At 61.3% G+C, this 25,549-nt stretch carries 26 protein-coding genes, 1 tRNA gene and 1 pseudogene; 21 read left to right on the forward strand and 7 right to left on the reverse strand.

From position 1 onward, the window contains the following. Nucleotides 1–216: 216 nt before the first annotated feature. The gene (locus QMX89_RS01105) at nucleotides 217–1,557 is read right to left on the reverse strand and encodes a cation:proton antiporter (protein WP_056843057.1); all 1,341 of its coding nucleotides are present in this window, start codon (nucleotides 1,555–1,557) and stop codon (nucleotides 217–219) included. A 141-nt stretch (nucleotides 1,558–1,698) separates the two neighbouring features. Continuing rightward, complete coding sequence (locus QMX89_RS01110; RefSeq protein WP_282346048.1) at nucleotides 1,699–4,482, reverse strand: RHS repeat-associated core domain-containing protein; 2,784 nt, start codon at nucleotides 4,480–4,482, stop codon at nucleotides 1,699–1,701. A 234-nt stretch (nucleotides 4,483–4,716) separates the two neighbouring features. On the opposite strand from QMX89_RS01110, the gene QMX89_RS01115 reads away from it, so the two are divergent. The 7 genes from QMX89_RS01115 (at nucleotide 4,717) to QMX89_RS01145 (ending at nucleotide 11,680) form a co-directional block, all read left to right on the forward strand. Continuing rightward, a complete protein-coding gene (locus QMX89_RS01115) occupies nucleotides 4,717–5,673 on the forward strand; it encodes a sugar ABC transporter substrate-binding protein (RefSeq protein ID WP_090357397.1) in 957 nt (318 codons plus the stop codon). A 70-nt stretch (nucleotides 5,674–5,743) separates the two neighbouring features. Then, nucleotides 5,744–7,288 (forward strand): sugar ABC transporter ATP-binding protein, encoded by a 1,545-nt coding sequence (locus QMX89_RS01120; protein WP_282346053.1) that lies wholly within the window; start codon nucleotides 5,744–5,746, stop codon nucleotides 7,286–7,288. Further along, nucleotides 7,285–8,277, forward strand: coding sequence for an ABC transporter permease (locus tag QMX89_RS01125; protein WP_282346055.1), 993 nt, complete (start codon nucleotides 7,285–7,287; stop codon nucleotides 8,275–8,277). Before QMX89_RS01120 ends, QMX89_RS01125 begins: the two co-directional genes overlap by 4 nt. A gap of 1 nt (nucleotide 8,278) precedes the next feature. Further along, on the forward strand, nucleotides 8,279–9,301 hold the full coding sequence (locus tag QMX89_RS01130) for a LacI family DNA-binding transcriptional regulator (protein ID WP_282346057.1): 1,023 nt from the start codon (nucleotides 8,279–8,281) through the stop codon (nucleotides 9,299–9,301). Between the two features lie 12 nt (nucleotides 9,302–9,313). After that, nucleotides 9,314–10,231, forward strand: coding sequence for a ribokinase (gene rbsK / locus QMX89_RS01135; RefSeq protein ID WP_282346058.1), 918 nt, complete (start codon nucleotides 9,314–9,316; stop codon nucleotides 10,229–10,231). Beyond that, a complete protein-coding gene (rbsD, locus tag QMX89_RS01140; RefSeq protein WP_122741869.1) occupies nucleotides 10,228–10,632 on the forward strand; it encodes a D-ribose pyranase in 405 nt (134 codons plus the stop codon). Before rbsK ends, rbsD begins: the two co-directional genes overlap by 4 nt. Before the next feature lie 28 nt (nucleotides 10,633–10,660). Continuing rightward, nucleotides 10,661–11,680 carry a nucleoside hydrolase gene (locus tag QMX89_RS01145; RefSeq protein ID WP_282346062.1) on the forward strand — a complete coding sequence of 340 codons (1,020 nt, stop codon included), beginning with the start codon at nucleotides 10,661–10,663 and terminating at the stop codon, nucleotides 11,678–11,680. Nucleotides 11,681–11,710: 30 nt separating this feature from the next. Here the strand turns inward: QMX89_RS01145 and QMX89_RS01150 are convergent, their stop codons facing one another. Beyond that, the gene (locus QMX89_RS01150) at nucleotides 11,711–11,950 is read right to left on the reverse strand and encodes a hypothetical protein (RefSeq protein WP_282346064.1); all 240 of its coding nucleotides are present in this window, start codon (nucleotides 11,948–11,950) and stop codon (nucleotides 11,711–11,713) included. Between the two features lie 144 nt (nucleotides 11,951–12,094). Between QMX89_RS01150 and QMX89_RS01155 the strand changes: the two genes are divergently transcribed. Then, the gene (locus QMX89_RS01155) at nucleotides 12,095–12,400 is read left to right on the forward strand and encodes a hypothetical protein (RefSeq protein WP_282346067.1); all 306 of its coding nucleotides are present in this window, start codon (nucleotides 12,095–12,097) and stop codon (nucleotides 12,398–12,400) included. A 149-nt stretch (nucleotides 12,401–12,549) separates the two neighbouring features. After that, nucleotides 12,550–12,867 (forward strand): I78 family peptidase inhibitor, encoded by a 318-nt coding sequence (locus tag QMX89_RS01160; protein WP_090357409.1) that lies wholly within the window; start codon nucleotides 12,550–12,552, stop codon nucleotides 12,865–12,867. Between the two features lie 64 nt (nucleotides 12,868–12,931). On the opposite strand, the gene QMX89_RS01165 is transcribed toward QMX89_RS01160, so the two are convergent. Both QMX89_RS01165 and QMX89_RS01170 read right to left on the reverse strand, forming a co-directional pair. Then, nucleotides 12,932–13,144 (reverse strand): cold-shock protein, encoded by a 213-nt coding sequence (locus QMX89_RS01165; RefSeq protein WP_032631434.1) that lies wholly within the window; start codon nucleotides 13,142–13,144, stop codon nucleotides 12,932–12,934. A 290-nt stretch (nucleotides 13,145–13,434) separates the two neighbouring features. Continuing rightward, a complete protein-coding gene (locus tag QMX89_RS01170) occupies nucleotides 13,435–13,839 on the reverse strand; it encodes a hypothetical protein (protein ID WP_282346071.1) in 405 nt (134 codons plus the stop codon). A 241-nt stretch (nucleotides 13,840–14,080) separates the two neighbouring features. Here QMX89_RS01170 and thrS point away from each other — a divergent pair, with 241 nt between their 5' ends. From thrS to QMX89_RS01215, 9 genes are all read left to right on the forward strand, one after another. Beyond that, complete coding sequence (gene thrS, locus QMX89_RS01175; RefSeq protein ID WP_049859166.1) at nucleotides 14,081–16,003, forward strand: threonine--tRNA ligase; 1,923 nt, start codon at nucleotides 14,081–14,083, stop codon at nucleotides 16,001–16,003. Further along, on the forward strand, nucleotides 16,003–16,554 hold the full coding sequence (gene infC / locus QMX89_RS01180) for a translation initiation factor IF-3 (protein WP_177327948.1): 552 nt from the start codon (nucleotides 16,003–16,005) through the stop codon (nucleotides 16,552–16,554). Before thrS ends, infC begins: the two co-directional genes overlap by 1 nt. A 60-nt stretch (nucleotides 16,555–16,614) precedes the next feature. Further along, nucleotides 16,615–16,809 (forward strand): 50S ribosomal protein L35, encoded by a 195-nt coding sequence (rpmI, locus tag QMX89_RS01185; RefSeq protein ID WP_002553160.1) that lies wholly within the window; start codon nucleotides 16,615–16,617, stop codon nucleotides 16,807–16,809. A 27-nt stretch (nucleotides 16,810–16,836) separates the two neighbouring features. Then, nucleotides 16,837–17,193 carry a 50S ribosomal protein L20 gene (gene rplT, locus QMX89_RS01190; protein ID WP_043188388.1) on the forward strand — a complete coding sequence of 119 codons (357 nt, stop codon included), beginning with the start codon at nucleotides 16,837–16,839 and terminating at the stop codon, nucleotides 17,191–17,193. A 109-nt stretch (nucleotides 17,194–17,302) separates the two neighbouring features. After that, nucleotides 17,303–18,319: a phenylalanine--tRNA ligase subunit alpha gene (gene pheS / locus QMX89_RS01195; protein ID WP_049859168.1), complete on the forward strand. Its 1,017-nt coding sequence runs from the start codon at nucleotides 17,303–17,305 to the stop codon at nucleotides 18,317–18,319. 27 nt (nucleotides 18,320–18,346) lie between these two features. Continuing rightward, entirely contained in the window at nucleotides 18,347–20,725 is a 2,379-nt protein-coding gene (gene pheT, locus QMX89_RS01200) for a phenylalanine--tRNA ligase subunit beta (protein ID WP_282346079.1), read from the forward strand. A gap of 3 nt (nucleotides 20,726–20,728) precedes the next feature. Beyond that, nucleotides 20,729–21,031, forward strand: coding sequence for an integration host factor subunit alpha (ihfA, locus tag QMX89_RS01205; RefSeq protein WP_002553164.1), 303 nt, complete (start codon nucleotides 20,729–20,731; stop codon nucleotides 21,029–21,031). Next, nucleotides 21,012–21,368 (forward strand): MerR family transcriptional regulator, encoded by a 357-nt coding sequence (locus QMX89_RS01210; protein ID WP_043188397.1) that lies wholly within the window; start codon nucleotides 21,012–21,014, stop codon nucleotides 21,366–21,368. The genes ihfA and QMX89_RS01210 overlap by 20 nt, the downstream gene beginning before the upstream one ends. Before the next feature lie 89 nt (nucleotides 21,369–21,457). Continuing rightward, nucleotides 21,458–21,534, forward strand: a tRNA-Pro gene (locus QMX89_RS01215). Between the two features lie 79 nt (nucleotides 21,535–21,613). On the opposite strand, the pseudogene QMX89_RS01220 reads toward QMX89_RS01215, so the two are convergent. Beyond that, nucleotides 21,614–21,812: pseudogene (locus QMX89_RS01220) on the reverse strand (integrase); the annotation flags it as partial. Between the two features lie 3 nt (nucleotides 21,813–21,815). Further along, a complete protein-coding gene (locus QMX89_RS01225) occupies nucleotides 21,816–22,679 on the reverse strand; it encodes an MBL fold metallo-hydrolase (protein ID WP_282346082.1) in 864 nt (287 codons plus the stop codon). Between the two features lie 91 nt (nucleotides 22,680–22,770). Here QMX89_RS01225 and QMX89_RS01230 point away from each other — a divergent pair, with 91 nt between their 5' ends. The 3 genes from QMX89_RS01230 to QMX89_RS01240 are packed head-to-tail and all read left to right on the forward strand — an operon-like array spanning nucleotide 22,771 to nucleotide 25,509. Beyond that, nucleotides 22,771–23,100 carry a metalloregulator ArsR/SmtB family transcription factor gene (locus QMX89_RS01230; protein WP_049859180.1) on the forward strand — a complete coding sequence of 110 codons (330 nt, stop codon included), beginning with the start codon at nucleotides 22,771–22,773 and terminating at the stop codon, nucleotides 23,098–23,100. Nucleotides 23,101–23,141: 41 nt separating this feature from the next. Continuing rightward, a complete protein-coding gene (locus QMX89_RS01235) occupies nucleotides 23,142–24,707 on the forward strand; it encodes a bifunctional protein tyrosine phosphatase family protein/NAD(P)/FAD-dependent oxidoreductase (protein ID WP_282346085.1) in 1,566 nt (521 codons plus the stop codon). A 4-nt stretch (nucleotides 24,708–24,711) separates the two neighbouring features. Next, a complete protein-coding gene (locus tag QMX89_RS01240) occupies nucleotides 24,712–25,509 on the forward strand; it encodes a sulfite exporter TauE/SafE family protein (protein WP_282346087.1) in 798 nt (265 codons plus the stop codon). Nucleotides 25,510–25,549 lie beyond the last annotated feature (40 nt).

The following is a 25,549-nucleotide window of genomic DNA, read 5'->3' on the forward strand; positions in this document are numbered from 1 at the left end:
CAAATGCTGGGGATTCTATACCTTTTTGACCGGGCCGGTGCATCCGAACCGATACCCTGTAGCAGCGGCGCGAGCCGCGTCCGGCAACACCGCGAACCTCCAGGCATACCGCACGCACCGACGACGCGGCTCGCGCCGCTGCTACAGGGATCGCGGCACGGGGTGGATCCACACCGCCGGCAGCACTGCGCCCTCCCTGACCCACGGCATCCGCCGCTAAACCGGCTTTCGCCGACGCTCGTAATGTTCCAGCAGCGGCTGGGTGCTGATGCCGTGCACCAGAATGCTCAACGCCACCACCGACAATGTCAGGCTGATGCAGACCTGCTCGACCGACTCGGGCAGTTCGTGGGCGAGGGCATAGCACAGGTAATAGATCGACCCGATCCCGCGGATGCCGAACCAGCCCAGCAACGCGCGCTGATGCCCGTCGAGCAACCGCCGGCTCACCAGCAGCCACACGCTCAATGGCCGAATCACGCAGAACAGCGCGGCCGCCAGGCCCACCGCTCGCCAATCCCAATAGGCGGACAAGGTCGCCCCCAGAATGGTGATCAGCAGTACCTCCATGGACCGTTCCACCAGATTGCCGAACACCAGGATGTCGCCCATCATCACCCCTGCGGCCAGCTGCCCGTCTTCGAGATCGTTGGGATGGGTGACGGTGCCTTCTTCGGGAGCCATGTCACGGTGCCCGCTGATCGGCTTGGCCAGATGCTCCGAAGGCACCTCGGAGTTCGACGTGCGTACCTCCGCCTGCCGCAACCCCAGGCCTGCGGCGAACACGGCGAGAAAACCAAAGGCGCCCACGGAAGCGGCAGCAAAGTAGGACAGTGCTATCAAGGCCAGCGCCAGAAAATCGTTCGGCGAGTTGGTGCTGTCGGCATGGCGCACGCGCAAGTAGATCATCAAATGGCCGATCGCCCGGCCCATCCCGTAACCGATCAGCAATCCGACCGGGACGCCCCACACCAGATTTTCCAGGGCCCACTGACCCAGCCAGTGGCTGTCGAGGCTGCCATGATGCAGCATCAGCAAGCTCAGGATCACAAAAGGAAAGGCTGTGCCGTCGTTGAGCCCGGCTTCGCCCGACAGCCCGAAGCGCACGCGGTCGAAATCCTGCGCGCTGTTCACCTGGACCATGGACGCCAGCACCGGATCGGTCGGCGCCAGCATCGCCCCAAGCAGCATGCTCACCCCCCACGACAAGCCCAAGGCATAGTGCGCCACCAGGCATACGCCCAGGATCGAAACGATCATCACCGGACCTGACAGCATATAAGCCGCCCGCCACGCACTGCGGCCCAACCCCAGCCGCAGTTTGATGCCGGTGCTGAACAGCGAAAACAACACTGCCGCCTCCGCCAGGCGTTCGAGCCAGGAGGCGGTGTCCTTGAAATCGGTGGTGAACAGCCCCAGCCCCATGGGACCGATGGCCACGCCGAATGCCAGGCACACCGCCGAGGTGGTCACTGGCAGCCAGCGCAGGTAAGACGCCGTCAGCGCCAGCATCAACAGCAGGACGCCCAGCACGGCCATCCACAAGATAAAGCTCATCCGGCCTCTTCGGGCTCGCACCCCTGAAATGGCTACAAAATGTAACCGATTCAGCTGTGACTGTTGGTGGGGCCATTAGTTGAGTGGCAAAACGTCGCAGATAGCCAGCGCTACTGCTCTGGCAACAGACGGCGCCCGGCCTCATGGAGTGTCGGAGAAGCCGTAGCTCTTTTTGACGCGATCCAAGATCACTCCACGATTCGACGCATTCACCGTCTTCATTTGCCCCATGAGGTTTTCGCCGGTCTTACTCACGAGCAGATCCTCGTGGGTTTTGGCAATCTCACCCAGCTCTTCAGCGCCATGCACCACGCCCGTCACCGTCCACGCCGCAGACAGGATTCTGAGGCCAACCTTGGCGACGGGATGAGGCACTACCGCGGCGGCTCCATCCAGGCCCGCTTTGACCGTGGCGCCCAGCGACACATTCGTGATCAGTTTGTCTTTCGCAACTTCTTTCAAATCGCCCAGTGACGCGTCCACTTCCGCAGCTTTGGTGTCGGAAAGCGTTGCCACTTCGGCAGCCCCTTTCACGGCTTTCTGGGTGTTTTTGATGGTGGCCTTGATGCTGTGAGCAACGCCGTTTACCGCGTCTGTAGCTACTGCGTTCGCCAGAGGCGCTTTGTTGATCTGGGAAAGATCGCCTGTCTGGCTGAACTCGACCACAGTGGCGACACTTTCAGCGCCCTTGAGGACTGCATTGGCCCCCGGCAGTTGACCATGCGCCAGATGATCCGCCGTTTGTGCGCGGCCCTTTGCACTGTTCAGAATCTGTTGCCCTGGGCTGAATTCGTCCTTCATCCGCTGGATCTTGCCGATCACCTGGTCTGCCCGCCGGTCGCCCATGGAGCCGCTCGTCGAAGCATCGCCAGGCTGTGCTGGCGCCTGGGACTGTCGGTCCTTGTGCTTATAGGCCTCGTAGCCGATCCCGGCTGCACCGATCCCGCCTTTTACGACGATCCGCAGCATACGACCGTCGTCGTCCACTGCTGACAGCGGTGAGTTGCGGACCATGGCGTACAGGTTCAGGCCATCCACAGCGCCCGCCGGGTCGGCGCTGAGCCAGCGTCCGGTCCATGGCTGGTAATAGCGGTAGCCATAATAGTAGAGGCCGGTGTTGTCGCGTTCCTTGCCCGAGTAGCGGAGAGTCTTGTAACTGGCCTCGGTCTGATTGCGGCAGGCCCACACAGAGGTGGTACCGAACGGGAAGAATTCCTCGCGGCTGATGACACAGCCGTCGCCATCGATTTCCAAGCCATGACTGCCCAGCAGGTCGGTGTAGCTGTAGCGCAACTGATCGTTGGCCAGACCCTCTGGGCTGCCCTGAGGCCAGTGCAGCACGCGAATGTGCTCGGTCACATTGATGCAGTGCAAAGCGTGGCTGTCGTGCTGCTGCAACTCCAGACCCGGTAAATAGCGAGTACTGCCGTGAGCATGAGTCTTGCGCAGCCGCTGGTGATGCTGGCCGTAAAGGTAATGCTCGCTACCTGCTGCGTCTCGCGTGACACTGCCCAGTTGCATGCGACTGTTCCAGGCAGCGCGTTGAGCGCCGTCCACCGCTCGCTGCTGGCCAGCGGCATCGAAGTGGCTATCGATCAATGCGGGGTCGTCGCAAAGGTCGCTCAGGAGGGTCCGGTTGCTCCGCGCGGAGGCTGTAAGCCTGATCGTGTAGCCGGTGCTGGTAGCCGGGACGGTGTGCCGAATGTTCAGCAGGTTACCGGACTGGTCGTATGTGTAGCGGCGTTGATAGAGGGTATAGGCATGGGTGTCGACAGGCAGCGCATGGAGCAGGCTATCAGGTCGGCCGAGTGCAGCCATTTGACGCCCGCTGGCCAGTATCAACTGCGATAGCGAGTCGTACTGGTAGTCCTGTTGTGGCTCTATTTTCTGGTTGCGCCAGAATCGCGTCTGCTCGGCATGGTCGCGTACCTGGGTCACCAATCCGACAGGGTCGTACTGGTAACGCAAATCCTGCAAAACCCGACGGTCGTGCAGGCGGGTGGTTTTCCTGCCGACCAGCCGCAGGGTGTCGGGTGCGTAGGTATGGTGGGTGACCAACCCGTTGGCATCATGCTCCATCAGCCTCTGGCCGTTGGCGTCGTAGCTGACATCCAGTACCACAGGCGTTTCGTTGCTGCCCATGGGGGTGACCCAACTGGCCCGATACTGCCCACAGCGATCAAAACCATGGCGTTGACGATGCCCCTTGGCATCCTCACTGGCCACGATCGCGCCGCAAGTATCGACAATCACCGAACTGCTCGAACATTCTGGCTCCAGGCATCTTGCCCAAGCCAAGGGGTCGTCACCAGACCAGTCGCTTTCCTCATGGCCTTGCAGCAGCTGCAAGCACTCGCTGGTGATTGAGCCGAGCAAGCTACGGCTTTGGACAACATTCTTGCCGGCGCCGTCGAAACGTGTGTGACAGTGCCCGGCAAGGTTGCGCTCTCGCACCCATGGCTGGCCATCAGCCCATTGCCAGCGCTCGGCTGTCCGCGTGGCTCCGTCGGTTCCCAGCGCTGTGATAGACAAGAGTCGCCCAGGCAGTGGCGCAGCCTCGTAGTGCCGGCTCTGCTCGACACCATTGGCGAGCCATGTCACCGCCTCACGCCCGCAGGCGTCGTGCAAGGTCACAGTGGTGCCGGCGTCGACACTACGGCTGCGCAGGCAGTGACCTCCCAGGCTGTAACGTTGTTGCAGATTGGGTTCGATGTCGGGTTGCTCGGACCGGGCCGCATTCAGGCGAGGGTCTATGCTACAGACACGCTGCCCACCGGCGTTGTAATCATGGCGGGTAATACGTGCCTGCGCGAAACCGGGTTGATCTCTGTGGTACACGACATCGCGCCGCGCAAGTGCACGGCCGTCGACAACGTGCAGCCTGGGGGTTGCAGTATGAAGGGCAAGGGCTTCGTGGTTAGTCATGGCAATCTTTATGGGCTCGGCCCGAGGATGAATGAATGACTGAGTTTGTATCGTGATGCGGAGCTGTCTCGCACCTGCAGGGCGGTGTTGTGGCGAGTGCTACAGATGCTTGGGTGGAAGCATGTCCACGAGATTGACAAAGGACTGATGCATGGCCATAGTTTCCAGTACGCAAACGTTTGCGAATAACCGCGAACCGTTGCTCGAAAACAATCATAAGATCGGAGTAACCCCATGAAGCTGCCCTTCGCTGGACGCCTGCTAGCTGTCTCCCTGATGGCTGCCATCGGCGCCATCGCCCCACTGCAATCCTCCTTCGCCGACACCCAGAAACCCAAGGTCGCGCTGGTCATGAAGTCCCTGGCCAACGAATTCTTCCTGACCATGGAAGACGGCGCCAAGAGCTACCAGAAAGAACACGCCGCCGATTTCGATCTGGTGTCCAACGGCATCAAGGACGAGTCCGACACCGCCAATCAGATCCGCATCGTCGAGCAGATGATCGTGGCCAAGGTCGATGCACTGGTCATCGCCCCGGCAGACTCCAAGGCCCTGGTGCCGATCATCAAGAAGGCCATGGATGCCGGCATCAAGGTCGTCAACATCGACAACCAGCTGGATGCTGGCGTACTCAAAAGCAAAGGCATCCAGGTGCCGTTCGTGGGTCCCGACAACCGCAAGGGCGCCAAGCTGGTCGGCGACTATCTGGCCAAGCAACTCACTGCAGGCGATCAGGTCGGCATCATCGAAGGCGTACCGACCACCACCAACGCGCAGATGCGCACGGCCGGTTTCAAGGACGCCATGGAAGCGGCGCAGATGAAGATCGTCTCCGTGCAGTCGGGCAACTGGGAAATCGACAAGGGCAATGCCGTCGCTTCCGCCATGCTCAATGAATACCCCGACCTCAAGGCCCTGCTGGCCGGCAACGACAGCATGGCGCTCGGTGCGGTCTCTGCGGTGCGTGCCGCAGGCAAGGCGGGCAAGGTCCAGGTGGTGGGCTATGACAACATCAATGCCATCAAGCCAATGCTCAAGGACGGTCGCGTACTGGCCACGGCCGACCAGTTCGCCGCCCGCCAGGCGGTGTTCGGCATCCAGAGTGCATTGGGCATGATCAAGGGCGACAAGCTCGACGTCGACGCCAACGGCGTGATCCAGACCCCGGTCGAGCTCGTCACCAAGCCCTGATGCAGAGCGTCTCGCGGCAGGCCTGGGCATTGCCTCGGCCTGCTATCGGCAGGCGCGTCTGGAGAACCCTATGACATCCAATGTTGTACTGTCGGTCAGTGGCATCGGCAAGACCTATGCCCAGCCCGTGCTGTGGGACATCGACCTTGAGCTGCACCGCGGCGAAGTGCTGGCCCTGACCGGCGAGAACGGCGCGGGCAAGAGCACCCTGTCGAAGATAATCGGTGGCCTGGAAGCACCAACCACCGGCCAGATGCAGTTCCAGGGCCAGGCCTGGCTGCCCGGCAGCCGTACCGCAGCCGAGCGTGGCGGGGTGCGCATGGTCATGCAGGAACTCAACCTGTTGCCGACGCTGACCGTGGCGGAAAACCTGTTCCTTCACGATCTGCCCAGTCGCGGTGGCTGGATCGATCGTCGGCGCCTGCGTGAGCAGGCCCGCCAGGCCATGGCTCAGGTGGGCCTCGACGCCATCGACCCGGACACCCTGGTGAGCGACCTGGGCATCGGTCATCAGCAAATGGTCGAGATCGCCCGCAACCTGATCGGCGACTGCCGGGTGCTGGTCCTCGACGAACCCACCGCGATGCTTACTGCGCGCGAGGTCGACATGCTGTTCGCGCAGATCCTGCGCCTGCGCGAACGCGGCGTGTCGATCATCTACATTTCCCATCGCCTCGAAGAACTGGCCCAGGTCGCGCAACGCATCGCCGTGCTGCGCGACGGGCGCCTGGTGTGCGTCGAGCCGATGGCGCGCTACGACAGCGAGCAACTGGTCAACCTCATGGTCGGCCGTGAACTGGGCGAACGCATCGACCTGGGTGAGCGACGCATTGGCGCGCCCATGTTCCAGGTGCAAGGCATGAGCCGCGGCGACAAGGTCAAGGACGTGTCCTTCGAGGTGCGTCAGGGCGAGATCTTCGGCATTTCCGGATTGATCGGGGCAGGGCGCACCGAACTGCTGCGGCTGATCTTCGGCGCCGACGCCAGCGATGCCGGTACCGTTGCGATTGGCCAGCCACCCAAGCCTGTCACCATCCGCAGTCCCGCCGATGCCGTGGCCCATGGCATCGCCTTGATCACCGAAGACCGCAAGGGCGAAGGCCTGCTGCTGTCGCAATCGATCAGCGCCAATATCGCCCTGGGCAACATGCCGGCGATTTCCGCCGCGGGTGTCGTCGACAACCAGGCCGAACGGGCCTTGGCCCAGCGCCAGATCGAGGCCATGCGCATCCGCAGCTCCAGCCCGGCACAAACCGTGGCCGAGCTCTCGGGCGGCAACCAGCAGAAGGTGGTGATCGGCCGCTGGCTGGAGCGCGACTGCAACGTGCTGCTGTTCGACGAGCCGACTCGTGGCATTGACGTCGGCGCCAAGTTCGACATCTATGCCCTGCTGGGCGAACTGACCCGCCAGGGCAAGGCGCTGGTCGTGGTCTCCAGCGACCTGCGCGAGCTGATGCTGATCTGCGACCGCATCGCGGTGCTCTCGGCCGGCCGTCTGATCGACACTTTCGAGCGCGGACACTGGAGCCAGGATGAACTGCTGGCCGCCGCGTTCGCCGGTTATCAAAAACGCGATGCGCTGCTGGCCGAGCCTGCAGCAAGGATCCCTGAATGAAAACTTCCACGCTGCCCAAAGCCACGCCTGGCGCCAAACCCACCGGCACCTACCTGGGCCTGGGGACCTACCTGGGCCTGGCCGGCGCCTTGCTGGCCATGATCGTGCTGTTCTCCGTGCTCAGCAGTCACTTTCTCTCGTACAGCACCTTCAGCACCATCGCCAACCAGATCCCCGACCTGATGGTTCTGGCCGTTGGCATGACCTTCGTACTGATCATCGGCGGCATCGACCTGTCGGTAGGCTCGGTGCTGGCACTGGCTGCTTCCGCCGTCAGCGTCGCGATCCTCGGCTGGGGCTGGAGTGTATTGCCCGCCGCGCTGTTGGGCATGGGCTGCGCGGCGCTCGCCGGCACCATCACCGGTTCGATTACCGTGGCCTGGCGCATCCCTTCGTTCATCGTCTCCCTGGGCGTGCTGGAAATGGCCCGCGGGGTGGCCTACCAGATGACCGATTCGCGCACCGCCTACATCGGTGACGCCTTCGCCTGGCTGTCCGACCCGGTGGCCTTCGGCATCGCACCTTCGTTCCTGATCGCGCTGGGGGTGATCGTCATCGCCCACCTGACCCTGACCCGCACGGTGTTCGGCCGCTATCTGATCGGCATCGGCACCAACGAGGAAGCCGTACGCCTGGCCGGGATCAATCCCAAGCCCTACAAGGTGCTGGTCTTCTCCCTCATGGGTCTGCTGGCGGGCGTGGCGGCGCTGTTCCAGATTTCCCGCCTCGAGGCGGCCGATCCCAACGCCGGTGCCGGTCTGGAACTGCAGGTGATCGCTGCAGTGGTCATTGGTGGGACCAGCCTGATGGGTGGGCGCGGGTCGGTCATCAGCACTTTCTTCGGCGTGCTGATCATTTCCGTGCTCGCCGCCGGTCTGGCGCAGATCGGTGCCAGCGAACCGACCAAGCGCATCATCACCGGTGCCGTGATCGTCATCGCCGTGGTCCTGGACACCTATCGCAGTCAACGCGCGCGCAAGCGGGGCTAGCATGGCGACCATCAAGGATGTGGCGGCGCGGGCGGGGATTTCCTATACCACGGTCTCCCATGTGGTGAACAACAGCCGCCCGGTCAGCGCGCACGTGCGGCGCAAGGTCGAGTCGGCGATCGCCGAACTCAACTATGTACCCAGCGCTGTGGCCCGCTCATTGAAGGCGCGCAGCACGGCGACCATCGGCTTGCTGGTGCCCAACAGCGTCAACCCGTATTTTGCCGAACTGGCGCGGGGTATCGAGGACTGCTGCGAGCGCAATGGCTACTGCGTGATCCTGTGCAACTCCGACGACGATCCGCAGAAGCAGCGCAACTACCTGCGTGTGTTGCTGGAAAAGCGCGTCGACGGCATCGTGTTCGCTTCGGTCGGTGGCGATGCCGCGCTGACCGATATGCTGGCGGCGGTGCGCACGCCCATGGTCATCGTCGACCGCGGCTTGCACGAGGTGACGGCCGATCTGGTGTGCATCGACCACAAGCAGGGCGGCTACCTGGCCACCCTGCACCTGCTGGAACTGGGCCATCGCGCCATTGCCTGCATCAGCGGGCCTGCGCATACCCATGTGGCGCAACTGCGGATGGACGGCTACCATCGCGCGCTCGCCGAGTACGGTCTACAGCCCGCGAAAGGTCATGTCCTGCACAGCGACTTCACCAGCCCGGGCGGCTACCGGGCGACGGTGCAACTGCTGGCGGGCGAGCGGCCCACGGCGATTTTCGCTGCCAACGACATGATCGGTCTGGGCGTACTGCGCGCTGCCGCCGAACAGGGGATCCGCGTGCCCAAGCAGTTATCGGTCATCGGCTTCGACGACATCCAGCTCAGCCGCTACGTCTACCCGGCCCTGACCACCGTGGGCCAGCGTATCGGCGAGCTGGGCGAGAGCGCCGCCGAGCGGCTCCTGGCCCGGATCGCTGGCGCTGCCGGCACAGCCGCCACGCAACACATCATCGCGCCACAGATCGTGGTGCGCGAGTCCACGGCGCGATACGCCGGTCTTCCCCATGAATTGCGCTGAGAGTGGCACACGATGCAAGCGAACGTATTGGTAATAGGCAGTCTGAACATGGATCTGGTGGCACAGGCCGAACGTTTGCCGCGCGCGGGAGAAACGCTGCTGGGCCAGTCCTTCGCGACGGTTCCGGGCGGCAAGGGCGCCAATCAGGCAGTCGCGGCGGCGCGCCTGGGCGGCCAGGTGGCAATGATCGGCTGTGTGGGCGCCGACGCCTATGGCCACGCGCTGCGACAGGCGCTGGCCGATGAAGGTATCGATTGTCAGGGCGTGCGGGTGGCCGAGGACGTGGCGACCGGGATTGCCATGATCGTGGTCGATGCCAACAGCCAGAATGCGATCGTCATCGTGGCAGGTGGCAATGGCCAACTCGAATCCACCGACATCGAGCGCTTCGATGGCCTTCTGCAAACCGCCGACGTAGTGGTATGCCAGCTGGAAATTCCCTACCCGGTGGTCGCTTTCGCCCTGCAACGCGCTCACGAAGCGGGAAAAACCGTCATTCTCAACCCCGCTCCGGTGACCGGACCCTTGCCGTCGCAGTGGCTGGGCTGGATCGACTACCTGATCCCCAACGAAACCGAAGCGCAGGCCCTGACCGGGCTTGCGGTGAACTCGGTTGCCGAGGCGGAGCAGGCCGCCAGCCTTCTGCGCCAGGCCGGTGCAGGCAAGATCATCGTCACCCTGGGCGAGCGCGGCGTCTTGTTTGCCGATGGCGTGCAGTCCCGGCACTCTCCCGGCCGCAAGGTGCAGGCCGTGGATACCACGGCGGCGGGCGACACCTTCGTCGGTGGCTTTGCCGCGGCCCTGGCCCGCGGCCTGGACGAGTCCCAGGCCATTGCCTTCGGTCAGGCCGCTGCGGCGCTGTCGGTCACTCGCGCCGGTGCGCAGCCTTCCATTCCAACCCTGGCGCAGGTCGAGCAGGTGCTATCGTGAAAAAGACTGCATTGCTGAACATTTCCCTGTCACAGTTGGTCGCCTCTCTGGGCCATGGCGACATCGTCGTGATCGGCGATGCGGGCCTGCCGGTGCCACCTGGCGTGCCCTTGATCGACCTGGCCCTCACACCGGGCATCCCCAGCTTCGTCAGCACACTGGAGGTGCTGCTCAGCGAAATGCAGGTGGAAAGCCACGTGATCGCCGAAGAGATGCTCCAGGTACTGCCCCCGGCGTCGACCCGGATCCAGCAGTTGCACGATCAAGGCGCACTGGGCGTGCGCCAGATGGTCAGCCATGCGCGGTTCAAGGAGTTGTCGAAAAGCGCCCGCGCTATCGTGCGGACCGGGGAATGCCAGCCCTACAGCAACATTGCCCTGATGGCAGGCGTTACTTTCTAGATTCATCAATGAGCACAAGGAGTGTGATATGCAACGTTTTTTCCTGAACCTGATCCGAGGATTTTCGCTGATGGCCTTGCTGACCAGCGCCACCGCCATGGCGGCCGACAAGATCGATCTGATCATCGATACCGATCCGGGTGCCGATGACTTCGTCGCCTTGCTGCTGGCTCTGTCCTCACCTGAGCAGATCAACGTTCGCGCGCTCACTACCGTGGCCGGTAACGTGCGCCTGGACAAGACCTCGCGCAACGCCCGCCTGGCTCGTGAATGGGCAGGCCGCGAGGACGTACCGGTGTATGCCGGCGCGCCCAAGCCGCTGGTCCGCGAGCCCATCTATGCCGCCAATGTGCACGGCGAGGAGGGCGTGCCGGGTATCGTCGTCCAAGAGCCGGCCAAGGGCCTTGCCGAAGGCAGTGCGGTGCAATACCTGATCGACACCCTCAGCCATGCCGAACCCCACAGCATCACCCTGGCCATGCTGGGGCCACAGACCAACCTGGCGCTGGCGTTGATCCAGGCCCCTGGCATTACCCAGGGCATCAAGGAAGTGATCGTCATGGGCGGCGCCCACTTCAATGGCGGCAACATCACGCCGGCAGCGGAATTCAACCTGTTCGCCGACCCGCACGCCGCTCAGGTCGTGCTGGCGAGCGGGGTGAAGCTCACCTACGTGCCGCTCGACGTCACCCACAAGATCCTCACCAGTCCGGCACGTCTGCAGCAACTGGCTGCGTTGTCGAACAAGGCGGGTCCTCGGGTGGTGGATATCCTCCAGGCGTATGTCAAGGCCGATATGGAGCACTACGGATTGCCCGGCGGCCCGGTGCACGATGCCAGCGTGATTGCCTACCTGTTGGCGCCGGAGCTGTTCAGCGGTCGTCAAGTCAACCTGACCATCGACAGCCGCGAAGGCCCTACCTTCGGTCAGACCGTGGCCGACTGGTACGGCACCCTCAAGCAACCCACGAATGTGTTCTGGATAAACGACGGCAACGCGCAGGGGTTCTTCGATCTGCTGACGCAACGGCTGCAGCGTCTGCCTTGATCTGTCGAGTCCATGACGGGCTTCAGCGAGCTACGGCGTGGGTACGTTCTTGAGTGGATGGCCCACGCTGTTGACCGACGCTGTCGCATGCTCGTGGGCGTAGCGCTCGAACACCTGCAGGACGAAGCTGCGCGCAGCCTCGGTGCCCAGTGCCTTGACCAGCACGTCGACCCCGATGATCGCCAGTTCTTCAGGCGTGCCGGGACTGAAAGAGCTCTGGCCCTGAGGCCACTGGACCTTGATGTCCGCCTTGATCGATACGTTTGCCATGTTGCTCTCGCCAACGGTCATAAGCGAACGACGTTCGCTCCACGTGATTCAGTAAAGCATTTTCGTCCACGCTTTACACCGGCTCTTGGGCAGATGGCCGGCCTCGTGCCAAACTTGGGGCCAATCTTCTGCATGGAGGCTCATGTGCACATCGATCTCAAGCAGCCTGACTCGCTGACTACCGAGGCAGTCCGCGCGCTCATTGCGTCGGGAAATCCGGCCGTCCATAACCAGCTACGCGTCACCCGCGACGGTATCGCTTTCCTTTCCACCCAGGCGATCGGTGGCATGGACGTGCAGGGACTGTGTTTCCGTCTTGAGACCTGGTCTGCCGGATCGGGCTACGTGGGTCCGGCTGCCGCCGAGGACGCCGAATGGATCCAGCAGATCCATACCGCGTTGCAGACTCATTGGCCTGTGCCCCGATCCGATTACATCGATCTGTACTGAATGCGATGTCACCACACATCCCGTGACGAATTCGCAGGCACTCGTTTACGGTGCCCTGGGGCAGACTGGCCCAGTGTGCAACCAATCCAGTTGCAGGCGGTCGCACAACCTTGACTATTCGAAAACCTACTGGAAAAAGAGGAGGCTGCATGCCTTTCCCGCGCAAGACCCTGTTGATCCTGATGGCCGCCCTGGCCGCCAGCGGCTGCTCTACCTCAGAAACGTCGACCCAGTCGTCTGCCGCTGCCGCACCCGCGTTCGACGGACGCTGCAACGCCGATGGCGCACGCTACACCGTTGGCAAGCCAGCTTCTGCCGACCTGCTCGAAGAGGCCAGGGTCAAGGCAGGCGCCCAGGTTGCCCGGATACTGCGTCCCCATGACATGGTCACCCTAGAGTACCGTTCCGACCGTCTCAATCTGAACGCCGACGACAGCGGTCAGATCACTCGCGTCAACTGCGGCTGAACGCGGCACGAATCGCAGGCGAAAAAAAACCCGTCACATGGACGGGTTTTTTCAGCTGCCGAGATTACTCTGGGCGAACTTGAGCAGCTTGCATGCCCTTTTGGCCTTTCTCAGCCACGAACGAAACGGTCTGGCCTTCTTTCAGGCTTTTGAAACCGTCGGATTCGATAGCTTTGAAGTGTACGAACAGGTCGTCACCGCCACCTTGAGGAGTGATGAAGCCGAAGCCTTTCTCATCGTTGAACCATTTTACGGTGCCGGACTGGCGATTAGACATGGTGAATCTCCAAGAAACATAATATTCAGTAGTGCTGTGCTGCTCAGGCCAACTGGGCACACGGTCCCTATCATAGTCCAAAAGCTGGACTGTGAACCCCCTTTGATTGGGGCAGGAAGCCAAGGTTGTCGCCTTTTGACCTGTCCGAAGCGGCTAAACCCCTTATTTTGTTAGGGTTTGCACCTGAAAATTCTTTTAAAAAAAACCGCATTCCGTCGCAAATAAATCGATCGTCTGCTGTTATCAGGCCTGAAGAACCCCCGAAGTGCTCTTCAGGTGAGGTAACGAGGTTACTGGTTTTTGCAAACCAGCACTTCCTTCATCAGCTTCTGGCGCAGCGCCATCGGTGGTTCGACCTGCTTGTTGGTCAACTGGTCGATCTCGGCTTGGGTGAATTTGTCCTCGATCACTTTTGCACCACAACTGCAGTGTGCCTGTGCTTTGGCAGCATCGACGCCTTGCTGCACGGCTGCAGCCTGACATTGAGCGGTGTATTCGGCCTTGGCGTCGGCGGACAGCGCGGCAGCCTGGGCCGCGAATGGAAGCATAAGGGCCAGGCAGGCACTCAGGGGAAGAAGTCGTTTGAGACCCATAATGAATAGCTCCTTGTTTTCAGGCGGTTTGGACTCACCACATCTGAGGGGTGGAACGGGCCGCAAGTTCAGCGACCCGGTGAGTTGCCACATCGCACGCATGACGCACCAAATCGACGCACCTTGTGTGCTAGGATGTCCGGCCTTGCGTTCGGCACTGCCTTGTTCGGTAGCGCAAAGCGCGGGATTCACCTTTTTCGATTGCTCCAGTCACTCTGGTTCGTATTCCGGTCGGCCGCAAGGCTCCTGCCAACGTAAGGCGGGCATACCGGGCGAATCGCGTACTGGCTCATCCCAACCCATGTGACCTTTGGTAGGGGTCACCACTAGGAGAGGAGGCGCCATGCCCACCATCACTCTTCCCGACGGCAGTCAGCGTTCGTTCGATCACCCGGTTTCCGTTGCCGAGGTCGCCGCATCCATCGGCGCCGGCCTGGCCAAGGCCACCGTGGCCGGCAAGGTCAACGGCCAACTGGTCGACGCCTGTGACCTGATCACCGCCGACGCCACCTTGCAGATCATCACGCCCAAGGACGAAGAGGGGCTGGAAATCATCCGTCACTCCTGCGCCCATCTGGTCGGTCATGCCGTCAAGCAGCTGTATCCCACCGCGCGGATGGTGATCGGCCCGGTCATCGAAGAAGGCTTTTATTACGACATCGCCTACGAGCGGCCTTTCACCCCGGACGACATGGCAGCGATCGAGCAACGCATGCAGCAGTTGATCGACACCGAGTACGACGTGATCAAGAAAGTCACGCCGCGTGCCGAAGTCATCGACGTGTTCACCGCTCGCGGCGAAGACTACAAGCTGCGTCTGGTCGAAGACATGCCGGATGAACAGGCCATGGGCCTGTACTATCACGAAGAATACGTCGACATGTGCCGCGGTCCGCACGTGCCGAACACCCGTTTTCTCAAATCCTTCAAGCTGACCAAGCTGTCCGGTGCCTACTGGCGCGGCGATGCCAAGAACGAGCAGTTGCAGCGCGTGTACGGCACTGCCTGGGCGGACAAGAAGCAGCTGGCCGCCTACGTCAAGCGTATCGAGGAAGCCGAGAAGCGCGATCACCGCAAGATCGGCAAGCGCCTGGGCCTGTTCCATCTTCAGGAAGAAGCGCCGGGCATGGTCTTCTGGCACCCCAACGGCTGGACCGTCTACCAGGTGCTCGAACAGTACATGCGCAAGATCCAGCGCGAGAACGGCTACCTGGAAATCAAGACGCCGCAGGTGGTCGATCGCAGCCTCTGGGAGAAATCCGGGCACTGGGCCAACTACGCCGAGAACATGTTCACCACCGAGTCGGAAAATCGCGACTACGCCATCAAGCCGATGAACTGCCCCTGTCACGTGCAGGTGTTCAACCAGGGTCTGAAAAGCTACCGCGAGCTGCCGCTGCGCCTGGCCGAGTTCGGCGCCTGCCACCGCAATGAGCCTTCCGGCGCGCTGCACGGCATCATGCGCGTGCGCGGCTTCGTTCAGGACGACGCGCACATCTTCTGTACCGAAGAGCAGATGCAATCCGAATCGGCGGCTTTCATCAAGCTGACCATGGACGTCTATGCCGATTTCGGCTTCAAGGACATCCAGCTCAAGCTGTCCACGCGTCCCGAGAAGCGAGTCGGCTCCGACGAGCTGTGGGATCGCGCCGAGTCGGCCTTGGCCGCAGCGCTCGATGCCGCTGGCCTGCCTTATGACCTGCAGCCGGGCGAGGGCGCCTTCTACGGTCCCAAGATCGAGTTTTCGCTGAAGGATTGTCTGGGTCGCGTCTGGCAATGCGGTACACTGCAGCTCGATTTCAACCTGCCGATCCGTCTGAGTGCCGAATACGTCACCGAAGACAACGGACGCAAGCATCCCGTGATGCTGCACCGCGCGATCCTGGGTTCGTTCGAGCGATTCGTCGGTATCCTGATCGAGCACTACGAAGGCGCATTCCCGGCCTGGCTGGCTCCCGTGCAGGCCGTGGTGATGAATATCACTGATAAACAAGCGGATTTCGTGCAGCTCGTCGAAAAAAATCTGACGGAAAGCGGGTTTCGTGCCAAGTCCGACTTGAGAAATGAAAAGATCGGCTTTAAAATCCGTGAGCATACTTTGCTCAAGGTTCCTTATCTCCTGGTCATCGGGGACAAGGAAGTTGAAACGCAAACTGTCGCTGTGCGTACCCGTGAAGGTGCTGACCTGGGCTCCATGCCCATCGCCCAATTCACCGAGTACCTAGCACAAGCGGTATCCCGGCGTGGTCGCCCAGATTCGGAGTAATTATTATTAAGCGTGAAATGAGACAAGATAAACGAGCTGCACCGAAAGCCCCGATCAACGAGAATATCTCGGCACGCGAGGTTCGGTTAATTGGCGCTGACGGCGAGCAGATTGGCATCGTCTCTATCGATGAAGCGCTTCGTATCGCTGAAGAAGCGAAGCTGGACCTGGTGGAAATCTCCGCCGATGCCATCCCGCCCGTATGCCGGGTGATGGACTACGGCAAATCGATCTTCGAGAAGAAGAAGCAGGTTGCCGCGGCGAAGAAGAACCAGAAACAGGTTCAGGTAAAAGAAATCAAGTTTCGTCCAGGGACGGAAGAAGGGGATTACCAGGTAAAACTCCGCAACCTGGTACGTTTCCTGAGTGATGGGGACAGGGCCAAGGTATCATTGCGATTCCGCGGCCGTGAGATGGCGCATCAGGAGCTGGGCATGGAGCTGTTGAAGCGGGTCGAAGGTGACCTGCTCGAATACGGCTCCGTTGAACAGCATCCGAAGATGGAAGGACGCCAGCTGATCATGGTCATCGCCCCCAAGAAAAAGAAGTAACCACCAGGGCACGGCAGGCCTTGCGGTTATGTTTATCAATTGAATGTGGAGTACCCGAACATGCCAAAGATGAAAACCAAGAGTGGTGCAGCGAAGCGGTTTTTGAAAACCGCTAACGGCATCAAGCACAAGCACGCTTTCAAGAGCCACATCCTGACCAAAATGTCGACCAAGCGTAAGCGTCAATTGCGCGGTAGCAGCTTGCTGCACCCGTCTGACGTGGCAAAAGTCGAGCGCATGCTGCGCCTTCGTTAATTTCGGTCAAAGATAGAGGACTAACTCATGGCTCGTGTTAAGCGTGGCGTCATTGCCCGTAAGCGTCACAAGAAAATTCTGAAACTGGCTAAAGGCTACTACGGCGCTCGTTCGCGCGTATTCCGTGTAGCCAAGCAAGCGGTCATCAAGGCAGGCCAGTACGCCTACCGCGACCGTCGTCAGAAAAAACGTCAGTTCCGCGCCCTGTGGATCGCTCGTATCAACGCTGGTGCTCGTGTTAACGGTCTGTCCTACAGCCGTTTCATCGCCGGCCTGAAAAAAGCGTCCATCGAGATCGACCGCAAGGTTCTGGCTGATCTGGCAGTGAACGAAAAAGCGGCGTTTGCTGCGATTGTCGAGAAAGCTAAAGCCTCGCTGGCCTAAGTACCCCGACAATCACCTTGGCCCGCCGTCGGCGGGTTGGGGTGTTAAACGTCATGAATAGGGGAAGAGCCTTCAAGCTCTTCCCCTATTTCGTATCTGGAGTCTGTACATGGAAAACCTGGATGCGCTGGTCTCTCAAGCTTTGGAGGCCGTGCAACACGCTGAAGACATCAATGCCCTGGAGCAGATCCGGGTTCAATTCCTTGGCAAGAAAGGCGAACTGACTCAGGTGATGAAGACCCTGGGCAACCTGCCTGCCGATGAGCGTCCTAAAGTGGGTGCGCTGATCAACGAAGCCAAGGAGCGTGTCACAGATGTCCTCAATGCGCGCAAGACGGCTTTCGAAGAAGCCGAGCTGAGCGCCAAGCTCGCTGCCGAGCAGATCGACGTGACCCTGCCTGGACGTGGCCAGACAACTGGCGGCCTGCATCCGGTCACCCGGACGCTGGAGCGGATCGAGCAGTTTTTCACCCATATCGGCTACGGCATCGCCGAAGGTCCGGAGGTGGAAGACGACTATCACAACTTCGAAGCGCTCAACATCCCAGGCCATCACCCGGCCCGTGCGATGCATGACACCTTCTATTTCAATGCCAACATGTTGCTGCGTACCCACACCTCTCCGGTGCAGGCGCGGACCATGGAGTCCCAACAGCCGCCGATTCGGGTCGTCTGCCCGGGCCGGGTCTATCGTTGCGACTCGGATATCACCCACTCGCCGATGTTCCATCAGGTCGAGGGGTTGCTGATCGACCGCGACATCAACTTCGCGGATTTGAAAGGCACCATCGAGGAATTCCTGCGGGTGTTCTTCGAAAAAGAGCTGGCGGTTCGTTTCCGTCCCTCGTTCTTCCCCTTCACCGAACCTTCGGCTGAAGTCGATATTCAATGCGTGATGTGCAGTGGCAAGGGCTGCCGGGTCTGCAAGCAGACCGGTTGGCTGGAAGTGCTGGGCTGCGGCATGGTGCACCCCAACGTGCTGCGCATGTCGGGTATCGACCCCGAAGAGTTCCAGGGTTTTGCTTTCGGCATGGGCGCGGAGCGTCTCGCCATGCTGCGTTACGGCGTCAATGATTTGCGCCTGTTCTTCGACAACGACTTGCGGTTCCTCGCGCAATTTCGCTAGCCGTAACGAATCTTTCAGGAGAGCAGGATGAAATTCAGTGAACAATGGCTGCGTGGCTGGGTAAGCCCGCAGGCTTCGCGAGACGAGCTGGTTGCGCGTCTGTCGATGGCAGGTCTGGAAGTGGACAGCGTAACCCTGGCCGCAGGCGAGTTCAGCGGTGTGGTGGTGGGCGAGGTGCTGGCCACCGAGCAGCACCCGGACGCCGACAAGCTGCGCGTGTGCCAGGTCAGCGATGGCAATGAAACATCTCAGGTGGTCTGTGGTGCGCCGAACGTGCGCCCCGGCCTGAAGATTCCATTCGCCAAGATCGGTGCGCAACTGCCCGGTGACTTCAAGATCAAGAAAGCCAAGCTGCGCGGCGTCGAGTCCAACGGCATGCTGTGCTCGCAGTCCGAGCTGCAGGTTGGCGAAGGTAATGACGGCCTGATGGAGCTGCCAGCCGATGCGCCGACCGGCGAGGATTTTCGGGTGTACCTGGGGCTGGACGATGCCAGCATCGAGGTCGACCTGACCCCCAACCGTGGTGACTGCCTGTCCCTGGCAGGTCTGGCCCGTGAAGTGGGTGCGCTGTATGCCGCGCCGGTCACTCGCCCGGTCATCGCCGCCGTTGCTCCGGTCAACGACGACGTGCGCCCGGTGGAAGTGCTTGCGCCGGCAGCTTGCCCGCGTTTTCTCGGCCGTGTAGTGCGCAATGTGGATCTGTCCAGGGCCACTCCGCTATGGATGGTCGAGCGCCTGCGTCGCAGCGAAGTGCGCAGCATCGATGCCGCGGTGGACATCACCAACTACGTGATGATCGAGCTGGGCCAGCCGATGCATGCTTACGACCTGGCCGAAATCGACGGTGGCATCCGGGTACGCATGGCCGAGGAGGGCGAGAAAATCACCCTGCTCGACGGTCAGGAAGTCGCTCTGCGCAGCGATACCCTGGTCATCGCCGACCACGCTCGTCTGTTGGGCATCGCTGGCGTCATGGGCGGCGAGAACAGTGGCGTGACTGCCAAGACCCGCGATGTGTTTCTCGAGGCCGCGTTCTTCGAACCGATCTCGGTGGCAGGCAAGGCACGTTCGTATGGGCTGCACACCGACGCTTCCCATCGCTTCGAACGCGGTGTCGATTCGAACCTCGCCCGTGAAGCCATGGAGCGCGCGACCGCGTTGCTGCTGGACATCGCCGGCGGCGAACCGGGCCCGATCATTGAAAGCGTCAGCCCGGAACACCTGCCACAGATCGCCCCGATCACCTTGCGTGCCGAGCGGGTCAGCCAGATGCTGGGGCTGGAGCTGGGCAGCAGCGAGATCGAAGCGCTGCTGACCGGTTTGGGTCTGGGCGTCAAGGCCAGTGGGGAAGGGCAGTGGTCGGTGGAAGTGCCGAGTCATCGCTTCGACATCAGCCTGGAAGTCGATCTGATCGAGGAGCTGGCTCGGCTCTACGGCTACAACCGTCTGCCGGTACGCTACCCACAGGCGCGTCTGGCGCCGCAGGCCAGCCCGGAAGCTCGCTCCGACCTGCCTGCTTTGCGTCGCCTGCTGGTCGCCCGTGGCTATCAGGAAGCGATCACCTACAGTTTCATCGATCCCAAGCTGTTCGAGCTGTTCAGCCCTGGCATCGAGCCGCTGTTGCTGGCCAACCCGATCTCGACCGACATGGCAGCGATGCGCTCGTCCTTGTGGCCAGGTCTGGTCAAGGCGCTGCAGCACAACCTCAATCGCCAGCAGGACCGCGTGCGCCTCTTCGAAAGCGGCCTGCGCTTCGTCGGTCAACTGGACGGGTTGAAGCAGGAGCCCATGCTGGCTGGCGTCGTCTGCGGCAGTCGCCTGCCGGAAGGCTGGGCTCAGGGCCGCGAAACCGTGGACTTCTTCGACGTCAAGGCTGATGTGGAAGCCGTGCTGGGCTTCGCCGGTGCGCTGGACGCCTTCACCTTCGTTCCGGGTCAGCACCCGGCGCTGCATCCAGGCCAGACCGCCCGTATCGAGCGCGATGGTCAGGAAGTAGGCTACCTGGGTGCCTTGCATCCGGAGCTGGTGAAGTCGTTGGGTCTGGACCGCGCCGTCTTCGTGTTCGAGCTGGTGCTTGCCGAAGTTTCCGAAGGTCGCCTGCCGAAATTCCAGGAGCTGTCGCGTTTCCCCGAAGTGCGTCGTGACCTGGCATTGCTGGCCGATCGTGATGTGGCTGCCAGTGCGGTGCTGGAGGTCATTCGCGAGAACGCCGGAGAATGGCTCACCGACCTCAGGCTGTTTGACGTCTACCAGGGTAAAGGCATTGATCCTCATAGAAAAAGCCTCGCTGTTGGCTTGACCTGGCAGCATCCATCGCGCACTCTTAATGACGATGAGGTGAATACCACGACACAAGCCATCCTCACCTCGCTCGAACAAAGGTTGAACGCCACGTTAAGGAAGTAGCGCATGGGGGCTTTGACGAAAGCTGAAATGGCGGAACGTCTTTATGAAGAGTTGGGCCTGAACAAGCGAGAGGCCAAGGAATTGGTCGAGCTGTTCTTCGAAGAAATCAGGCACGCTCTTGAAGACAACGAGCAGGTCAAATTGTCGGGTTTCGGCAATTTCGACCTTCGGGACAAACGCCAGCGGCCTGGCCGCAATCCGAAAACCGGTGAAGAAATCCCGATCACGGCTCGCCGCGTGGTCACCTTTCGTCCAGGGCAGAAACTGAAAGCCCGAGTTGAGGCCTATGCTGGAACCAAGTCATAACGACGAACTTCCGCCCATTCCCGGCAAGCGCTACTTCACCATCGGTGAAGTCAGCGACTTGTGTGCCGTAAAGCCTCATGTGCTGCGGTACTGGGAGCAGGAATTTCCTCAGCTCAACCCCGTGAAGCGTCGCGGAAACCGTCGGTATTACCAGCGCCAGGACGTGCTGATGATCCGCCAGATCCGCGCGCTGCTGTATGACCAGGGTTTCACCATCGGAGGTGCGCGTCTGCGTCTGTCCGGTGACGAAGCCAAGGATGACACCACGCAGTACAAGCAATTGATTCGCCAGACGATCTCCGAGCTCGAAGATGTCCTGAGTGTCCTGAAGAAGTGAATTTTTGGAAAAAAATACTTCCATAATTCAAATGCTTAAGGTATATTTCTCGACGTTCTCAGAGGTTCTGGAACAGCTTTACGCTCGGTCGGGGCGTAGCGCAGCCCGGTAGCGCACTTGCATGGGGTGCAAGGGGTCGAGTGTTCGAATCACTCCGTCCCGACCATTTATTCCTGAGTAAAATCAGACAATTCAGCCACTTCCTGAAAGTGGCTTTTTTGTGCCCGCGTAAAACATGCGCAAAACTATCTCCCAATACCGCTGATGTCCGAGTCTGCTTGGACCTCCGAACAGACCGCGTCCGCATGGTTTCTCTGATAGTTGCGCGTCATCCCTTCGCTGGCGTGGCCGGCGATCTTTTGTCCGTCCTTTCCGGCACGCTTTTACAGGTGCAGCGACAGGGCGCGGGATCTCATGAAAGCTTGGCATTTCCTCTTCGTTCCATTTTCAAAACCTGTTCACCGGAATCTTCAAGCTGCACAAGCCGCTTTCATCCGCAGGCGGAAGATTCCCGGCCCGGATGTTCACCTGTATCGCCGGCAACAACAGCGCTGGAACCGACAGGCTGGCATCACGCGCTGTGCGCATGCGCACGAACGACGCCAGATCCGACGCGTCGCTGATGTGGATGTTCTTCTCCCGCTGCTCGGCCACGGTGGTTGTCCAGCACGCCTCTCTGCCAGCGGGAGGGTAGTCGTGGCACATGTACAGTCGGGTTGGTGGAGGCAGGCTCAGCAGGCGTTTGATCGATCCGTACATTTGTTCGGCATCCCCGCCCGGAAAGTCGCATCGGGCGGTGCCCACGTCGGGCATGAACAGCGTATCGCCGACGAAGACATGTGAGTCGTCGACCTGATAGGCGATGTCTGCCGGCGTGTGTCCAGGTACATGCAGAACTTTCACCGGGATCGCGCCGATGTGAAACGCCTCGTCCGCCTCGAACAGCCTGTCGAACTGCGAACCATCGGGCAGGAAGCTGGGTTCGAGGTTGTAGATGTCGCGAAACACTTTCTGCACCGCAGTGATCTGCGCACCGATACCGATCTGGCCGCCGAGTGCATCCCTGAGGTAGGCGCTGGCGGAGAGGTGATCCGCATGCGCGTGGGTTTCCAGCAGCCACTGCACCTGCAGCCGGTGCTCGTTCACGAACGCGATGATACGGTCTGCGTTGTCGGTGTGGATGCGTCCGGCCTTGGCATCGTAATCCAGCACCGGGTCCACAATCGCGCAAGGTCCTCCCGGAGCCTCGAAAACGACATAGCTCACGGTTGCCGTGGCGGTGTCGTAGAAACCTTCGATCTGCGCAGCCATTGGCAGCCTCCTTCAATGCACGTCATTACACTATATTGAAAGATATACTATCCAATCGTAGACTGTCGATCTTCCACTGTTGGGGCTTGCCATGTCTGCTCAATTGTCTGCCGAGGAAATCGGTCTGCTGCGCGATTCAGCCTCCAAGGCGTGTGCCTTGCTCAAGGCATTGGCCAACGAGGACCGTCTTTTGTTGCTGTGCCAACTGACGCAGGGCGAGCGCAACGTGGGAGAGCTGGAGGCATTGTCCGGGATCAGGCAGCCGACGTTGTCGCAGCAGTTGGGCGTGCTGCGTGACGAGGGCATGGTCAACACGCGCAGGATGGGTAAGTACATCTACTACTCGTTGGCCAGCTTCGAAGTGGTCTCGTTGATGCAGACGCTGTCGGGCCTGTACTGCGGCCAGGCGCTCAAGAAGTAAGCCTCTGCACCCTCATACAGCGTACATGCCTGGAGTTTGCAATGGAGCAAGTGGTAAAGCGTATAGATGCAGGGTTCTCGGTGGCGGGCCAGCTCGAGCCGGGTGATCTGCCGCAGGTGCGGGCGCAAGGCTTCGCCAGCGTGATCTGCAATCGTCCGGATCAAGAGGGTGGGGCGGAGCAACCCGATCATCTGGCCATGGAGCGCGCGGCCGTCGCCTCAGGGTTGGAATTTCACTATCTGCCTGTGGCCAGTTCTGGTGCCACCGAGGCGCAGGGTCAAGCGCTGAAGGCACTGCTGGAGCGGCTGCCCAAGCCCATTCTTGCCTACTGCCGTACCGGCAATCGATCCGCCAGGCTCTACGAGCTGGCAACCAAGGGCAGCCCTGAAACCCGGCAGTACGAGGTCGTGATCATGGGCGGTGGTTCTGCCGGCATCGCTGCCGCGGCCAGTCTGCTCAAGCGGGATGCGTCGCTACGCGTTGCGATCGTCGAGCCCGCCAGCGAGCATTACTACCAGCCCGCCTGGACGCTCGTGGGCGGGGGCGCATACAACATCGATGACACCTTGCGTCCAATGGCCAGCGTCATTCCCCAGGGGGCACACTGGATCAAGGCGTCGGTATCGGCCTTCGCGCCCGGCCGTCAGCGTGTGTTGCTCAGCGATGGTACCGAGCTGGGTTACCAGCAGCTCATCGTCTGCCCCGGCCTGCAGCTGGCCTGGGAGAAAATCGAGGGTCTCGAAGACACCCTTGGCAAGCATGGGGTGACCTCGAACTACCGACACGACCTGGCGCCCTACACCTGGGAACTGGTGCGCGCTCTGCGCAGCGGGAATGTCTTGTTCAGCCAGCCGGCGATGCCGATCAAATGCGCAGGCGCACCGCAGAAGGCGATGTATCTGTCCTGCGATCACTGGCGCAAGGAGGGCGTGCTGAAGTCGATTTCCGTGGAATTCAACTTGGCGGGGCCTGCGTTGTTCGGGGTTGCCACATTCGTCGCCCCGCTGATGAAGTACGTCGAAGCGTACGGCGCAGCACTGGCGTTTCAGTCCAATCTGGTCAAGGTCGACGGTCCCGGCAAAACCGCCTGGTTCGATGTCACGGACGCGGACGGCAATGTGACCCGTGTGCAGAAGCGTTTCGATGTCCTGCATGTCGTGCCACCCCAGCAAGCGCCGGATGTGATTCGCCGCAGTGAGCTGGCGGACAAGGCAGGCTGGTTCGAGGTCGACCCGGCGACCTTGCAGCATCCGCGCTATCCGGAAATCTTCGCCGCAGGCGATGTCTGCGGCACCAGCAACGCCAAGACCGCTGCGGCAGCCCGCAAGCAGGTCGTGGTGGTTGCAGAAAACCTTATGGCATTGCGCAAAGGCCTTGAACTGCCTCGTCGTTACGACGGCTACGGTTCGTGTCCTCTCACTGTCGAGAAGGGCAAGGTCATATTGGCCGAGTTCGGCTATGGCGGGAAACTGCTGCCGACGTTTCCCATGGACCCGACCATACCGCGCCGGTCGGCGTGGTTCCTCAAGGCGCGATTGCTGCCATGGTTCTACTGGAACGGCATGCTCAAGGGGCGCGAGTGGTTCACCGACTGCGCCTCGAAGTGAGCGGATGCTGACTTTCCTGCTGGGGGCCTGCGTGGGCCTGGTGCTGGGGCTCACCGGCGCAGGTGGTGGCATCCTGGCGATTCCGGCGCTGACCCTGGGGCTGGGTTGGTCGGTGACCCAGGCCACCCCCGTCGCCTTGCTCGCGGTGGGCAGCGCGGCGCTGATCGGCGCGATGCAGGGGCTGCGCCAAGGCCTGGTGCGCTACAAGGCGGCAGCCACCATGGCCGCCGTAGGCTGGTTGGTTGCGCCGCTGGGACTTTACGTCGCCGCGCGAGTCCCTGGCACAGCGCTGATGATCTTGTTCGCCGCAGTCATGCTGGTGGTGGCTTGTCGAATGTACCTGCAGGCCAGGGCTGACAACGAAGCGCAAGGCACGCTGCAGCGCAACTGCATGCTCGATCCCGCCACGGGCCGACTCGACTGGAATGCCCGCTGCCTGGCCACCCTGGCCTCGATCGGCGCAGCGTCGGGATTTCTGACCGGCCTGCTGGGCGTGGGGGGAGGGTTTCTCATCGTCCCCGCCTTTCGAAAGTTCAGCGATGTGCGCATGCACGGTGTGGTCGCCACCTCGTTGATGGTCGTCACGCTGGTCTCGCTGGGCACCTTGGGCCATCTGTTCAGCCAGGGTATGACGTTCTCCTCGTCAGGCGCTTTGTTCACTGCGGCAGCTCTGGTTGGAATGATTGGCGGTCGCCTTGCGGCGCCGAACCTGCCTGCACGGCTTTTGCAGCAAATGTTTTCTGTGCTCTGCGTCTGCGTGAGCCTGCTGATGCTGGGCAAGGTTTTCTATGGCATTGCTTGATTGCGCCGATGCGCTGACGACAGACAAGCGTCACACCTAG

It is taken from the genome of Pseudomonas sp. PS01301, assembly GCF_029960215.1.
In the GTDB taxonomy this organism is placed as follows: Bacteria; Pseudomonadota; Gammaproteobacteria; order Pseudomonadales; family Pseudomonadaceae; genus Aquipseudomonas; species Aquipseudomonas coleopterorum.

Coding starts and splice junctions, on each gene's coding strand:
- pheS (WP_049859168.1), top strand. CDS start 17,303: ATGGAAAACCTGGATGCGCTGGTCTCTCAAGCTTTGGAGGCCGTGCAA.
- QMX89_RS01170 (WP_282346071.1), bottom strand. CDS start 13,839: ATGCGTGCGATGTGGCAACTCACCGGGTCGCTGAACTTGCGGCCCGTT.
- rplT (WP_043188388.1), top strand. CDS start 16,837: ATGGCTCGTGTTAAGCGTGGCGTCATTGCCCGTAAGCGTCACAAGAAA.
- QMX89_RS01120 (WP_282346053.1), top strand. CDS start 5,744: ATGACATCCAATGTTGTACTGTCGGTCAGTGGCATCGGCAAGACCTAT.
- rpmI (WP_002553160.1), top strand. CDS start 16,615: ATGCCAAAGATGAAAACCAAGAGTGGTGCAGCGAAGCGGTTTTTGAAA.
- QMX89_RS01235 (WP_282346085.1), top strand. CDS start 23,142: ATGGAGCAAGTGGTAAAGCGTATAGATGCAGGGTTCTCGGTGGCGGGC.
- QMX89_RS01115 (WP_090357397.1), top strand. CDS start 4,717: ATGAAGCTGCCCTTCGCTGGACGCCTGCTAGCTGTCTCCCTGATGGCT.
- QMX89_RS01145 (WP_282346062.1), top strand. CDS start 10,661: ATGCAACGTTTTTTCCTGAACCTGATCCGAGGATTTTCGCTGATGGCC.
- QMX89_RS01150 (WP_282346064.1), bottom strand. CDS start 11,950: ATGGCAAACGTATCGATCAAGGCGGACATCAAGGTCCAGTGGCCTCAG.
- thrS (WP_049859166.1), top strand. CDS start 14,081: ATGCCCACCATCACTCTTCCCGACGGCAGTCAGCGTTCGTTCGATCAC.
- QMX89_RS01225 (WP_282346082.1), bottom strand. CDS start 22,679: ATGGCTGCGCAGATCGAAGGTTTCTACGACACCGCCACGGCAACCGTG.
- QMX89_RS01105 (WP_056843057.1), bottom strand. CDS start 1,557: ATGAGCTTTATCTTGTGGATGGCCGTGCTGGGCGTCCTGCTGTTGATG.
- rbsK (WP_282346058.1), top strand. CDS start 9,314: ATGCAAGCGAACGTATTGGTAATAGGCAGTCTGAACATGGATCTGGTG.
- QMX89_RS01160 (WP_090357409.1), top strand. CDS start 12,550: ATGCCTTTCCCGCGCAAGACCCTGTTGATCCTGATGGCCGCCCTGGCC.
- QMX89_RS01165 (WP_032631434.1), bottom strand. CDS start 13,144: ATGTCTAATCGCCAGTCCGGCACCGTAAAATGGTTCAACGATGAGAAA.
- pheT (WP_282346079.1), top strand. CDS start 18,347: ATGAAATTCAGTGAACAATGGCTGCGTGGCTGGGTAAGCCCGCAGGCT.
- QMX89_RS01230 (WP_049859180.1), top strand. CDS start 22,771: ATGTCTGCTCAATTGTCTGCCGAGGAAATCGGTCTGCTGCGCGATTCA.
- QMX89_RS01110 (WP_282346048.1), bottom strand. CDS start 4,482: ATGACTAACCACGAAGCCCTTGCCCTTCATACTGCAACCCCCAGGCTG.
- QMX89_RS01240 (WP_282346087.1), top strand. CDS start 24,712: ATGCTGACTTTCCTGCTGGGGGCCTGCGTGGGCCTGGTGCTGGGGCTC.
- ihfA (WP_002553164.1), top strand. CDS start 20,729: ATGGGGGCTTTGACGAAAGCTGAAATGGCGGAACGTCTTTATGAAGAG.
- QMX89_RS01210 (WP_043188397.1), top strand. CDS start 21,012: ATGCTGGAACCAAGTCATAACGACGAACTTCCGCCCATTCCCGGCAAG.
- QMX89_RS01125 (WP_282346055.1), top strand. CDS start 7,285: ATGAAAACTTCCACGCTGCCCAAAGCCACGCCTGGCGCCAAACCCACC.
- QMX89_RS01130 (WP_282346057.1), top strand. CDS start 8,279: ATGGCGACCATCAAGGATGTGGCGGCGCGGGCGGGGATTTCCTATACC.